Source organism: Alkalibacterium sp. s-m-28, assembly GCF_054658175.1.
The window spans coordinates 1-14,102 of sequence record NZ_BAAGIQ010000060.1 but is presented as its reverse complement, the minus strand read 5'-3'; the positions used below and the strand labels follow the sequence as shown (position 1 = coordinate 14,102).

The following is a 14,102-nucleotide window of genomic DNA, read 5'->3' as shown; positions in this document are numbered from 1 at the left end:
ACAATGTCTTTAAAACTCCCTGGCCGATTTCTTCGAGTAAGCTTCTTCAACTTTTCACGGAAACGTTGTTTAGCCGACCGACTAGGTCGGCAACCTACTTTCCCATGTGATTATATAAATGAAACCCGAAAAAGAGAGAAAGCACTAATGCCTTCTCTCTTCAGCCATATATATTAATTAGTTGATGTAGCTCATCGGATTAACTACAGATCCATTTTTACGTATTTCAAAGTGAAGGTGGACCCCAGTTGAACGTCCAGTTGTTCCCATGATTCCCAGCTGCTGCCCTTGAGACACGCTTTGTCCAGGTGCTACGTTCAAGTTAGGTTGCATGTGAGCGTACAACGTTGAGTAGCCATTACCGTGATCGATGATAACTGTATATCCGTAAGATCCTGAGAAAGAAGCCTGAGTTACAGTTCCAGCACGAGAAGCTCTGATCGGTCCGCTTCCGGCAATATCCACACCTGCGTGGAATGATCCTTGCTGACCTGTCACAGGATGTGTACGGTATCCGAATGGAGAAGTGATACGTCCACTTGCTGGTCTAGCCCACCCGCTGTTTGAAGCTGGTGCAGAATTATTTGATCCGCTGTTTGAAGCTGGTGCAGAATTATTTGATCCGCTGTTTGCCGAGCTGTTAGACGAACTTGATGAAGAAGAACTGCTTGACGAGTTGTTAGAAGAAGTGCTGCTTGATGACGTTGATGCCTGTGAACGACGCTCTGTTTCAGCTCTTGCCTGAGCCTGAGCTTCTGCCTGAGCTCTTGCTTTTGACTCCGCTTCTCTTCTTGCTTTCTCTTCAGCGCGACGGATTTCTTCCTGACGCTTGCGTTCCGCTTCAATAATACGCTGCTGCTCTGCTCGCATTTCTTTGCTCAAATTACTTGCACGCTCAGCGACTATTGTCTGTTCATTAATGAAAGAGTTTCTTTCATCTTCAGTCATATCATAGCGTTCAGCGACCTGCATGATTGTATCCTCAAGAGCCAAACGCTGGTTGACCAGGTTGTTACGGTCGATTTCCATCTGAGCCTTAACTTTTTCCATTTCTTCCTGTTCAGCCACCACTTGAGCTTCAGTTTCTTCTAGTGCCTGATGATCTTCAAATTGTGCCTGTACAATGTTCTGGTTTGCGGAAACCAGCTGACTGACAACACCAATTCTACCAATCAGATCTGATAAACTTTCTGCTGACATCATGATATCAACAATATCCGCCGGGTTAGCGTTAGTCTGAACTGAACGAGCCTGAGTTTCAAGCTGCTCGTTTCTACGAGCGATCTGATCTTTCAGCTGTTCGATTTCTTCATTTAAACGTTGGATTTCTTCTTCAATCTTTTCAATTTCTTTTGTCTGTTCATCCAGTCTATTGACCAGTTCATCGATGTTTCCTTGAAGTTCAACCACATCATCTTCAAGCTGTTTCTTTTCTTCTTCAAGTGACTGCATGCGCTGTTCTCGATCTGAAATCTCACCATCCAGTTCATTGGATTTCTGATTCAGCTCCTGCTGCTGCTGTTCAAGATCTCTCATTCTTTGAGAAGAAGCTTCTACGTTCAATGTGCTGAATGTTGGTGCAGCCATCATTGCTGCCGCCATTACTGTTAAGATGCGTTTTTTATTCAATCTGATAACTCCCATTTCTATTTATATTCAATCAGTTTCATAATAAAAAGTTCAATATTAGTCTTGCTTCCCTTGCTGTTATAATGAAATCATAACACGGGATATGAGGTCAAAATTTTTAAATCCTATGACAAAAAATCATGCATTTTGTTACACGTCTGTATTGTTTGACGAAAGTTTGACTATTCGGAACACCTCAACCCGTTGATATAAAAAGCTTTATGATTATATTAACTGTAATATTCAGTCTTCCTCCTATGGAAACCAGTGAACAATAAGTGACAAATATTGACATCCCTTAACTTATCTTTCCTCACTCTATTGAAGTATCAGCCCTTTTTATTCTAGTAACTGTGCTAACTTTGTCCTTTTCAATTATTTTCATTGTCAGTATCAGTGAATACTTTAACACCAGTTGTTGTAGTCATAAGTTTAGTCCACTTCTTTTTATTTAAAGTAACTGATTCTTTTCAATCCTATGGCATTTTGCTATTCTAGTAGGTATGAGAAAGGAAAGGTGCCCATGATCGATTTTCATATGCTCTGCTCTTATAGTAAAGAAGTAGACAGGAATGAGTTTTTTATTCAGTATTTCAATCCATCTGCCCTGTTCAGATACGATTCCAACTACTTTAATCTGCTTTATTCCCCTTCAAAAGAAGAATTTCAACTGATAGAAGATATGCACTGGTTTTTTTCAGAAGATAATGGGCTCGGACATGTCAAATTTACCTGGCCTATAAATCAGGGTCTGCTTCCGGAGACGCTCGAATATTTGAGTGAGCAGGGTTACGGTCTTGAGAAACTGGAGCTCTACTCTATCGATCCGATATCCTTTAAAGCATCTGTAGCTGACGGCATACAAGTAATCAAGGTCAGCCTTGAAGAACTCGACACGTTTAAATCCCTCAACTACATTGAGGATATGAAAACGTCCCGATATTTTGCTGACGAGAAACAAGGTTTTTATGACCTCATATTCTATGATCCGCTTGTTACCATGTGGCTTGCTCTAAAAGAGGACCACGCAGTCGGATCCTGTCTGACTGTAGAGCAGAATGATACCATCGAAATAGATGATGTATTCACATTGCCGGAATATAGAGGTCAATATGTAGCCAGTACACTGCAGGCCAAAGTCATGGGCGAAGCGGTCAAGAAGAACAAGCTGGTTATTCTGGCTGCTGATGCAGAAGACAGTGTCAAAGATATGTATACAAAGCAAGGCTACACCTGTGCCGGTTTTCAAATCGGTGCCCTAAGAATTATTGAGGAGGAATAAGCGTGAGTGTATCATTTAGACAGTTAACTGCTGATGACTTTGACTTATACAAAAATATGGAAACCGGATTAGAAGACGACTATATGCTTAAGGTGTTTGACCGCCTGACGACTAAGGGAAATGCTCTCTTCGGTTTATTTGAAGATGAGACTCTTGTCGCTGTGGCCGGTTATACTCTTTTTGCTGGTGAATTTGCCATGCTGGGTCGTCTAAGAAGTGATAAAAGACACCGTCAGAATGGGTATGGTACAAAAATCACCGAATATATTCTCAATGCGGCCAGACAGACCCCTTCAGTGAAATGGATCGGTGCCAATACAGAACTGCACAACAAACCTGCTCAGAAGGTACTGGAAAAAATCGGACTGCCCCATGTAATCACGTTCTACGCTGCACAGGCTTCAACGCTGACCCCTCTTATGACCGGAGACACGGAATGGACTATAGTGGACGATCGACATGAGAAAAGACAGTGGATCGAAGAGACTTACCTTAACCCCTCTTTTGAAAAGTCTGTCTTCCCCTATGAAGCCTATTATCCATTCCCTGCACGACCATCACTTTTCAGTGATGAGAAACTGGATGAAATGGACTGCTATATAAATCCTGATGGGACCCGGGTCCTCTTTATGTGGCGAGAAGTAAAAGGGACCGAATACCTGCATGTTGTTTACCCATGGGCCGACTTCAACGAACAGCCTGGACTGTTCGAAACAGTCGATCGCTCCTTCCAGATGCTCAAAGCTGAAAATCCTGAGGCGCTAGTCTGGATGGACCTGACTCAGGAAGAAGCTGACACTCTTCCTGCTGACCATCCTTTTGACTTGCCCTCTCCATGGATGCTTCACGGGATGTTCAAAAAAGAGGCTGATTCAATCGAAGAAGCGAATCAGATGATGGATGAACTGGAAAAAGAACTCAGCGATTTGAACGATCTGCTTGATAAGAACCAGGATAGGCTCAACACCTTGAGTGAACAGACTAACGATCTGGATTCGAAAATTTAGTTCAATTGTCCTGCAAATAAAAAAACCCACTGATTCACAGGATCGCAGTTCATTTTTGAACTGTCGGATACCCTGTATGATCAGTGGGTTTTTTTAATTATAAAGCTTTGTCGTCGACTTCTTCCAGAGCCTGGTCGATCGTCTGAATGACCCCTTCTAAAGAGCCTTCTTCAAAAGGTGAGCGCAGATTGGCTGTCGATACAGTTTCAAGGAAACTTTGTGTGCCGCCTGCTTTACAGATTGCCAGATAATCTTCCCATGCTTTTTCATCCTGATCGACTATCGCCCGTTTCCAGAACTGCAGAGCACAAATCTGAGCGAGAGTGTAGTCAATGTAGTAGAACGGCATGCCGAAAATGTGTCCTTGTCTGAACCAGAATGATCCTTTATCAAGGAAGTCATTTTCAGAAAAATCGCGATCAGGCAGGTACTGTTTCTCAAGATCGCGCCAGACCTGCTTGCGTTTTTCAGGTGACCACTCAGGATTTTCATATACTTCGTGCTGGAAGTGATCGACCAGAACACCATAAGGCAGGAATCTGACCGCTCCACTCAAGTGGTTGAACTTGTACTTGTCTGTCTGCTCCTTAAAGAACAGCTCCATCCATGGGTAAGTGAAGAATTCCATGCTCATTGAATGGATTTCGCAGGTTTCAAAGGTCGGGAAGACGATCTCAGGCTGCTTGATCCATCTTGACTGATAAACCTGGAACGCGTGACCGGCTTCGTGTGTCAGTACATCGATATCCCCTGATGTTCCATTAAAATTGGCAAAGATGAACGGCGACTGATAGTCAGGAATATAGGTGCAGTATCCCCCACCTGCTTTCCCTTCCTTGGACAACAGATCGACCAGCTCTTTATCGAAAAGAAAATCGATGAATTCAGCTGTTTCGTTACTCAGTTCATGGTACATTCTGCGGCCGTTGTCGATAATGTAATCCGGGTCGCCCTGAGGTGTCGGATTCCCATCAAGAAACTGAAGAGAGGCATCATAGTGCTTCATGTCTTCTATTCCAATTCTTTCAGCCTGACGCTTAGCCAGTTTCTGAGTCACTGGGACCACATAATCAAGAACCTGTTTGCGGTAGACGTCCACCATGCCCCGGTCATAATCGAATCGTTTCATTCTGACGTAACCCAGTTCAACAAAATCCTTGTACCCGAGCTTCTTCGCTATCGTATCTCTTACTTTGACAAGCTCGTCATACAAATTATCCAGCTTGCTTTCATTTTCCTCAAAGAAACTCCACTGGGCATAGGATGCTGCTTTTCGTATGTCACGATCCGTCGATTCCAGATAAGGACCGAACTGGGATAAGGTCAGCTTCTTTCCGTCAAAGTCTATTTCTGCGGAAGCAAGCAGTTTCTGATAGTCACTGCTCAGCTGATTTTCTTTCTGCAGCAGATCGATGACACTGGAATCGAAGGCATCCAGTTCGAACTGCATATTCTGAAAGAAGGTTCGCGGATAACTGTCCTTCAGTTCATCAAGATAGGGAGAAGCCATGATGGCTTTATAATACGTCGTGGTGAGTTCCTGATAGTACGGAGAGTATTCATTCCAGTACTTGTCTTCCTGATCATAAAACTCATCTTTGGTATTAATCGAATTACGGATAGAAGCGAGCGTACTCATGGTATCCAGTGATGCAGTCAGCTCAGATACTTGGTCAATGGCCTGCTTGACCTGATCAGCCGATTCCGCTTCTTTCAAATTGTCAACGAGATGAAGGAAGTCTTTTTTGTATAAATCAAAATCCGGCCGTTCGTAAGTATAATCTTGAAATTTCATTGGTTGCCTCCTGTGTCGATTATTAATTTTTCTTTAGTATAGCATAAGAAGACTCAAATGATATACTAAACCTCGTTTGTGATAAAATAAAAGGTGAAAGGATGTGACCCATATGGCATATCAGCAGCGTCCTGATTTTTCACAGAAACAGAAGCAAACTTATATCCCTAACCTGGTTCAGAATGTTCAGCTGCTTCAGCTTAACCGGCTGGAACTTTCTGCCTTTCTGAATGAACTGGTCATAGGTAATCCGCTTATCGATGTTCCTGAATCCGAACAGCAGCTTGTCCAGCGTTCGCTGAAAACCACCTCATCTGTTATAGAAGAAACAGCTGCTCACAGACAGTCTCTTTATGATCATTTAAAAGAACAGGTCGAAATGCTCTATCGTCCCACTTATTTAAGAGAATTGATTTTCTGGTGGATCAACCAGCTTGATCATAGAGGATACGTGACTGCAACTGTCGAAGAAGCCGCAGAAGAAACTGGGTCCACTGCTGTTGAACTGGTAGATGCCCTCACTTTGCTGCAGCAGCTTGATCCTGCTGGTATAGGTGCACGTTCACTGAAAGAATGTCTGATGCTTCAGACCGAACGACTGGATTTTTCTCCAGCAACAGCCTATATCATACTGGAAGAAAATTTTGAACGGCTTACAGAGAAGAAATGGAAGGAACTAGCCGATATCTACTCTATCTCTGAGTCCGAGGTCCAGGAGGTACTGAAATTTGTACAGAAGCTCACTCCCTCTCCTGCAGAAGGATTTCAGACTAGCTATACACCTTTTATTCTTCCAGAGCTGGCTGTATCTGTAAACGATGAAGAAGTGAGCGTAGCTGAAACGAGATACAAGACACCACTGCTTACATTCAATACGGCCTATTTTGAAGAACTGAAGCACCAGGATGACAGAACCGTTCTTAAGTATATAGGAGAAAAGAAGAAGGAGTATGATATCCTTCAGGCTGGACTTGAAAAAAGGAAAGAAACGATTTTAAGAGTCGGTACCGCTATTGCCCGTTACCAGGCTGGTTTCTTCCGCAATCCTGATAATGGCCTGTCTTCTCTCCAGCTGAACGATCTGGCTCAGGAACTTCAGCTGAATGAATCCACTGTAAGCCGGGCAGTAAGGGAATCTTATATTCAGACACCTTCCGGCACTTACGAACTGAAATCGTTTCTATCCAGAAGGACGTCAGGTGGTGATTCACAGGACCAGCTGGAAAAGCAGATCCGAGAACTGATTGATCAGGAAGATAAAACAAACCCACTATCTGATCAGAAACTATCGGATAAACTGGCTGAATCCGGTATGCAGTTATCCAGAAGAGGTGTGACTAAGTACCGTAAAAACCTGTCGATCCCTGCTTCTACTCAGCGGAAAGTCAGAAAATGAGTGGGACCTTCGAATTTATAGATTTTCATACAAAAACAGCTGAGCCTCTATAATATAGAGCTCAGCCGTTTTGATATATTATTGATTATCCAAGTAGTCCTACAACATAACCTAATGTTCCAAGTACGAACAGTCCGGCGATGATTGTGATTGGGCTGACTTTACGACGTAATAACCATACGCACGCTAGAGTCAGGATAAGTGGTGCAATACCTGGAAGCAGTTCATCCAGTGTGTTCTGCAGTGTAGTCACTTCAACTGGAGTGATGCTCAGTCCAGATTGAATTTCCTGAACGACACCGCGGAGCATGTCTCCGGACAATACACCATCGTTTGCTGCTTCAGCTACTGCTCCGAAGTTCACCATTTCATCAGCTGGTACATCTACTCGACTCATAACCAGTGGGAAGTGCATGCTGGTCCATCTTGGAACCAGAACACCAAGGATGAACATACCAAGTACAGATGCGCCTTGAGTCAGTTTCTGCATCAGTCCGCCGGCAAGGTTCTGAGTAATGTTACTTCCCTGTACGTATCCCAGTTCCTGTGAGTACCATAGGAAAGCCATACGGATAATGTTCCATGCCAGGAAGAAGATGATTGGTCCAAGCCAGCTTCCACTTAATGCAAGAGAAGCCGCGAATGCACCAAGTACCGGACGGATCGTTCCCCAGAAAATAGGGTCACCGACACCGGCAAGAGGGCCCATCATGCCAATTTTAACCCCTTGAATAGCGGCATTATCGATATCCTGACCGGATGCTTTCTGTTCTTCAAGAGTCAATGTCACCCCTAATACAGGTGCTGCAAGATACGGGTGAGTATTGAAAAACTCAAGGTGACGCTTCAATGCTAATGAACGGTCTTCTTTTGATGTGTACATTTTTTTAAGTGCCGGGATCATTGCGTAAGCCCAACCGATGTTCTGCATACGCTCGAAGTTCCAAGATGCCTGCAGGAACTGACTTCTCCAAAACACGTGTAAACGGTCTCGTTTAGATAATTTGAATTTGCTTTCTTCAGCCATATTTCATCAACGCTCCTTTTTAATAGTCATTCAGAATGTCATCAAGTGGATCGCCGCCGGAAGTGTTTCCGCCGCCTCCGCCGCCTTGATTGAATTCAGGTGCAAATTGAAGGTACAGAAGTGCCAGAACGACACCGATGATACCCATAGCAATCAGGTTCAGTTCGCCGATTGCTGAAAGAGCAAATCCTAAAGCGAAGAACAGCCATAGTTTTGGTGTAGCCATCATGTTGATAACCATCGCATAACCGACGGCAACGATCATTCCACCGGCAACTGCCAGTCCGCCTGTCAGCCACCCAGGGATAGCGTTCAGGGCATTTGTTACGAGTTGTGGAGATACAGCAAGAATGATAGCTGCAGGGATAGCGATACGCAGCCCCTGAATCATCAACGCTCCGATGTGATAGAATTCTACTGCTCTGAATGAACCTTCTGTTGCTTTTCTGTCGGCTGCGTGTGCGATTGCCACAGTTAATGTACGTACAAAGATAGTCAGTACCTGACCAGCGATTGCTAATGGAATAGCCAATGCGATCCCTTCTGATACGCCTGCTCCGTGATAAGTGACTAAAATAGCAGATGCTACGGATGCAAGTGCCGCATCAGGTGCTACTGCTGCCCCGATGTTCATCCAGCCTAAAGCGATAAGCTGAAGTGTTCCTCCCAGTAAAAGTCCTTGAGTAGGATTTCCTGTTGCCAAACCAATTAATGTACATGCGACGATCGGCTGATGAAACTGGAACTGGTCCAGGATTCCTTCCATTCCGGCTAAGAAAGCCACAAACACAACCAATACGATTGAAATGATGTCCATAGTTATTTTCCCTCCTTGATAGGTATCTTAATTCATGTATTTTGTTTTCTTAAGCAGGCTCCACAAATCTTTGCGCTGATCTGCTGGTACTTTTCTGACATCGAATGTCACGCCAAGATCTCTCATTTTCTTGAAAGCTTCCACGTCTTTTTCATCTACTGACAGAACATTGTTGATCATGACTTTACCTTCTGAGTGAGCCATGGATCCGACATTGACCTCTTCAATCTCCACTCCACCTTCAATGACACGCAGAGCATCAGTTGGGTTCTCGAATAAGAGCAGTGCTCTTGTTTTACCGAATCGCGGATCGTTCCATACTTCGATCATTTTATCGATTGGAACAACGTTCGCTTTGATTCCTGGTGGTGAAGCCTGGGTGATCAGAGATTTACGGAGCTCATCTTTAGCTACATCATCAGAGACAACAATAATACGGGTCGGGTTGACGTCTTTAGACCAGGCAGTTGCCACTTGTCCGTGAAGCAGACGTGAGTCGATACGAGCCAGTCGGATGTCGATTTTTCCGTTACCTACTACTGTTCCTTCAGGCAATGGTTTAGACGGTTCTTCAGTTGCAGTTGCTGCTTTGCTTTCAGCTGGCTGAAGACTTTCCGGTCTCACTTTCACGCTGTCTTTCGCTACATCGATCAGTGAAGCTGCAATATCGTGTGCTTTATCCATTGAGAAACGTGCTGTAAATGACTCGATAAGCATAGGCAGGTTCAAGCCTGCAACAATCGCCCATTTATCCTTCTTATCTTCAAACAATGTATTTGCCTGGTTAAATGGTGTACCTCCCCATAAATCGACTAGGAAGAGGACTTCGTCTGTTTCGAAAGAAGCAATGGCTTCTTCCATTTTTCTTCTAATATCATCTGGCCCTTCACTTGGAAGTAAAGTGACTGCCTTGACATTTTCCTGTTCTCCTACAATCATAGATCCTGACTGCAGAATGCCTTCAGCAAACTCGCCGTGGCTTGCTAGTATAATTCCTACCATTTATTTCCCTCCTACTACTAACGGACATGCCGTTATTTCTAATTAATCGTTTACAAAAAGTTCCCCTTTTTTAAAACTTCCATAAGCAGCTGCTTGCGGTCTGAAGGGACTTTTCTTATTTCGAGTTCTATACCCTGTTCATCAAGATACTGAAACGCCTCAATATCCTGCTGATCAACTGAAACGAAATGTGTGACCATCTGTTTCCCCTCTGTGAATTTCATTCCACCAATATTCACTGTATCGAACGCTACCCCCTGCTTGTAAATTGTCATTACATCATTTGGGTTAGTAAATAACAGCAGAACTTTTACATCCTTCATGAGCGGATGGTCTTTAATGTCGATCAGTTTCTTTACTGAGATGACATGTGCCTTGATTTCAGGCGGAGCCGCCTGCTTTAATAATAATTTCTGAAGCGGATTTGATGCGACTTGATCACTGACAACTACGATGCGACTTATACCTGTCGACCTAGCCCATGTCGTGGCTACCTGACCGTGTATCAGACGGTCATCGATCCTTAGTAACCTGATATCCATTAACCTTTATCCTCTCCTCCTGTATATAGAGTCACTCTCCCTTCACTTAGAAATTGAGAAAAATAGTGGTGCAGCGTAGTGTTTTTCTCTTCCAATTTATATAAGCAAGAAGTGTGCCAACTTTAATTTCTTGAGAACCTTTATGTATCAACGGTTTTCCGCAACACACTAAAACGACACACTATTGATGTGTTTCAAATAGTGTGTCGCTCAGCTGTTACTCTTCAAGTAGTGTATCGATATCTTCAATCTCGCCTTCATCTTTAGTAATGAAATATAAGATATAGCTGTATTCCTCTTCAGGTATGCTGATTGCCAGATCCTTTTCCAGCATTGAGATAAGATGCTCCACTTCCTTCGTCAGACTATTCTCTACATCAAACAGGTGTGTCTCGGAAGAAGTCAGGCTATCCTGATGAATCAGCCGTTCAATGACACCTGCCATATGCAGAATCAGATTGATATGAAAGGCATAGGCTTCTGAATGATCTGTTTTGAGCTGGGCACAGCCTTTAGCAAATTTCCAAAGAGGGTCCAGCACTTTAACAGGATTTAAAAAGGTATAGTTTTCCTGCAGAAAGATCTGTATCATTTCTCTGGCCTTTGTTTCATCAGAGGCAGTATCTGTAGTGTATAAGACGGACTCACTGATTATATTTTCTATCAGCGCTTCAGAGTCTCCTTCGATGAACCGCTCTAGCGGTATAAATGGAGCTGAAAGTTTCGGATCGGCTACACCGGTCGTGGCCAGGATGGAGTAATGCTTGTTCCATTCAACTACTTTCGTATCCATATCCACTACTGAACAGGTTTTGACTTCTATAACTGCCTTGTTTCCTTGCTTGATTGGTTTTTCAATGATTTCCTTTATTTTCCTGGCGGTCCCTTCTCCAGATGCACAAATGGCTAGGATGATTGGAGGCTTGACTACCTGATTTCTTTCATTGGTGTGACCTTTCGGAAGGTGATTCGAGTAGCCACTGAATTTGAGAAGGGACTCATGCAGAAGTTCAAGGTCTGCATCCACCAGTGACGCTTTTCTTACTGCTTCGAGTACCATAGGGGTTGAGACCATATCGATCGATCTGACCAAAATGCCGGTATCCTTTTCCAGAGAAGACTCAAATGTCGCCAGCGACCCCATGTCGACCAGAAGTAGAACTCCGCTGCCCTGGTTCACATCGATCACTGCCTGTCTGATCCGCTCGTAAACGACTGTCGGCGACATATCCAGAGGCATGTCGATGGCACTCACGCCTCTTATATTTAAGAGATCTTCTGCTACACGGGCCATGCTGCTTGCAGTGGAGTTCCCATGTGTGGCAATGACCACTCCAATTTCACCAGCTGATTTTTCTTCCTTCAATGAAACGAGAAGAACGGTAAGATAATACACTTCATTTTCCGGAATAGTGACTTGGAAGACCTCACCTATTTTATCTTTGATCAGTGATGCAACCTCATACTCTTTGCTGTAGTCCATTGCCATTTCGCGTATCCTGCTGTTCATCTTCCGTTCTTCCCCACTGTTTATCTTATTGAGCAGGGAGCTGATATGAAGACTCATAGCGTAAATGAAGTTCTGCTTCATACTCACACTTAGTGACTGATTGACTAAAGCAGCCATCTGATGAGCAAATTCAATCACTTCTTTATTAACGACGTCAGCCAGCTTAGATTCTGTCTGAAGCGAAAAGCCGTGATTACGGTAAAAAGATTTTAGATGAACGTTGATATCTGTGGAGATATACTGATTGATTGATTCCTGATCCAATCCTTCTGCTTCAAGAAGCGCAGCCTTATCTCCAATGATGTCGTAAATATTATACGGCAGTTCATAAGCATCCATTTCCATTGTATAAAACGGCTCATTTGGACTGACTGTTATTTTTGCCTCAAGATAATTTGACATCTCTGTCATCTGTTGTCGGTTGGAGGATAACCCCACCAGATGTGATTGAATGCTGTCCGGAATATCCTTAACCGTCAGACTGATTTCTTCCTTGCTCAGCTGGTTCATGAAGCCTCTGGCACACACCAACTGTATCGTTGATTTGAGTTGTCCGATGTTTCCATATCCTACACTGGCAATCAGTCCTTTAACAACATCCTCTGTTAATGTGATTTTCCGTTGAATTCGATTGGCTTCAAGACCTGTCAGAAGTTTCAGCAGGTCAAGCTGCTCCACAACCGGACGCTCTTTAAATGATGGCATATGAATATTGATGGGTATACGTCTCATGAAGGTATCAAGAAAAGTTGATTTAGGATCTTCAGTTGTCGCACAGACGATCCTGACACTTGCTTCTCGGCTTTTACCTGTTTCCCCAAGTCGACTGTACTTGCCCGTATCCATGAAGTAGAAAATCATTTCCTGCCCTTCAGGTGGAAGTCTGTGGATTTCATCTAAAAAGAGCATACTGTTGTCAGCTTGCTGGATAAGCCCTTCTTTCTCGGATGCCGCACCAGTAAAGGCTCCTTTAGCATAACCGAACAAGTAACTCATCAGCAGTTCCGGATTATTCGCATAATCCGCACAGTTGAAGACGACCAGTTCTTTTTCAGGGTCGATCAGCTCATGTGATTGAGCAAATTTAAACATGGCGTGAGCAAAAAACGATTTCCCTGATCCGGTCGGACCCGTTATAAGTGTGTTGAGTCCTTTTGGTGGATAAAGAACAGCTGCCTTGGCCTGATCGACCGCATTTTTCATGCTGCCTTTTGCTCCAATAATCGACTGAAAAATATCTCTCGACTCTTTAACAGAGTAGTCAAAGACTTCCTGTGTGACACCCTTCTGTTCAGGCTTTTCTTCTTTATAGCTCGGCACGTGTACTGTCAATGGCTGGTGACGAACCGATTCGAGAGGAACAAAGCGAACTGGCCGTCCGTCTATTTTTTTAAGCTTCCCCTCTCTGACCAGAAGATTAAGGTCTTTGGAGACATTGCTTCTCAAAATATCTAACGTATCAGACACTTCTTTTGTTGTAATGCCCATCCCGTTTTCGATGTCTTTTTTTGTAAACTGATTACTAGCCGATTTGACGAACTGATATATCTTATCTTTTCTGTTCAATTCGTACGCCCCCTTATCATTGCTCTCTAAATGCTGGACTCTGGATTCTCAATTAGTATACTATAAAAACAATGATAACGATACACTATTGAACACACTTGACTGCAGCAGTCAGAATCTGGCTTTATTTAAGGTTTTATGCTATATCGCAGTGTGCTAGTGTATTCTCTTAAGTATGCTCACTAGTATGTCGTTATGACTTTGCCGAACTTAGGGTCTGCTTTTTTATACTGGGATAGCTGAGGTTCACCCGTTTACCTGCCTGTGTTTACCCTGAGCAGGCTCACTCGGCTTCTCTTATTCACTTTACCTGATCTGAGCCTGCTTCGGCACTCTCAGCTGGCTCCTGTAATCCGCTTTACAGTAATCCCCATATTTTGAAGTGCCTGACCACGTTGAAACTATCGAGTAGGAGACTAGTCATTAATTGACTAGTCGACCTCTCACACCACCGTACGTACGGTTCTCGTATACGGCGGTTCAATAACTTGAATATCTCTAACGTTCATACAGTAGTATTAAATCTTTT

The 14,102-nt window shown here is 43.6% G+C and carries 10 protein-coding genes; 3 read left to right on the top strand and 7 right to left on the bottom strand.

Annotation, left to right across the window (positions count from 1 at the left end):
• Positions 1–177: 177 nt before the first annotated feature.
• Positions 178–1,629 carry a peptidoglycan DD-metalloendopeptidase family protein gene (locus tag ACYQ4S_RS08470; protein WP_459770564.1) on the bottom strand — a complete coding sequence of 484 codons (1,452 nt, stop codon included), beginning with the start codon at positions 1,627–1,629 and terminating at the stop codon, positions 178–180.
• Positions 1,630–2,152: 523 nt separating this feature from the next.
• Here ACYQ4S_RS08470 and ACYQ4S_RS08465 point away from each other — a divergent pair.
• Both ACYQ4S_RS08465 and ACYQ4S_RS08460 read left to right on the top strand, forming a co-directional pair.
• Positions 2,153–2,911 carry a GNAT family N-acetyltransferase gene (locus ACYQ4S_RS08465; protein ID WP_459770562.1) on the top strand — a complete coding sequence of 253 codons (759 nt, stop codon included), beginning with the start codon at positions 2,153–2,155 and terminating at the stop codon, positions 2,909–2,911.
• A gap of 2 nt (positions 2,912–2,913) precedes the next feature.
• Positions 2,914–3,918, top strand: a complete 1,005-nt coding sequence (locus tag ACYQ4S_RS08460) for a GNAT family N-acetyltransferase (RefSeq protein WP_459770560.1) — start codon at positions 2,914–2,916, stop codon at positions 3,916–3,918.
• Positions 3,919–4,015: 97 nt separating this feature from the next.
• Here the strand turns inward: ACYQ4S_RS08460 and ACYQ4S_RS08455 are convergent, their stop codons facing one another.
• On the bottom strand, positions 4,016–5,713 hold the full coding sequence (locus ACYQ4S_RS08455) for a M3 family oligoendopeptidase (RefSeq protein ID WP_459770558.1): 1,698 nt from the start codon (positions 5,711–5,713) through the stop codon (positions 4,016–4,018).
• Between the two features lie 112 nt (positions 5,714–5,825).
• Between ACYQ4S_RS08455 and rpoN the strand changes: the two genes are divergently transcribed.
• Positions 5,826–7,109 (top strand): RNA polymerase factor sigma-54, encoded by a 1,284-nt coding sequence (rpoN, locus tag ACYQ4S_RS08450; protein WP_459770556.1) that lies wholly within the window; start codon positions 5,826–5,828, stop codon positions 7,107–7,109.
• Positions 7,110–7,194: 85 nt separating this feature from the next.
• On the opposite strand, the gene ACYQ4S_RS08445 is transcribed toward rpoN, so the two are convergent.
• The 5 genes from ACYQ4S_RS08445 to ACYQ4S_RS08425 all read right to left on the bottom strand — a co-directional run bounded on the left by ACYQ4S_RS08445 (position 7,195) and on the right by ACYQ4S_RS08425 (position 13,573).
• Entirely contained in the window at positions 7,195–8,136 is a 942-nt protein-coding gene (locus ACYQ4S_RS08445; RefSeq protein ID WP_459770554.1) for a PTS system mannose/fructose/sorbose family transporter subunit IID, read from the bottom strand.
• Positions 8,137–8,155: 19 nt separating this feature from the next.
• Complete coding sequence (locus ACYQ4S_RS08440) at positions 8,156–8,953, bottom strand: PTS mannose/fructose/sorbose transporter subunit IIC (RefSeq protein ID WP_459770553.1); 798 nt, start codon at positions 8,951–8,953, stop codon at positions 8,156–8,158.
• A 27-nt stretch (positions 8,954–8,980) separates the two neighbouring features.
• Positions 8,981–9,955 carry a mannose/fructose/sorbose PTS transporter subunit IIA gene (locus ACYQ4S_RS08435; RefSeq protein ID WP_459770551.1) on the bottom strand — a complete coding sequence of 325 codons (975 nt, stop codon included), beginning with the start codon at positions 9,953–9,955 and terminating at the stop codon, positions 8,981–8,983.
• A gap of 50 nt (positions 9,956–10,005) precedes the next feature.
• Complete coding sequence (locus tag ACYQ4S_RS08430; RefSeq protein WP_459770549.1) at positions 10,006–10,497, bottom strand: mannose/fructose/sorbose PTS transporter subunit IIB; 492 nt, start codon at positions 10,495–10,497, stop codon at positions 10,006–10,008.
• A gap of 217 nt (positions 10,498–10,714) precedes the next feature.
• Positions 10,715–13,573, bottom strand: coding sequence for a sigma 54-interacting transcriptional regulator (locus ACYQ4S_RS08425; protein ID WP_459770547.1), 2,859 nt, complete (start codon positions 13,571–13,573; stop codon positions 10,715–10,717).
• Positions 13,574–14,102: the final 529 nt, after the last annotated feature.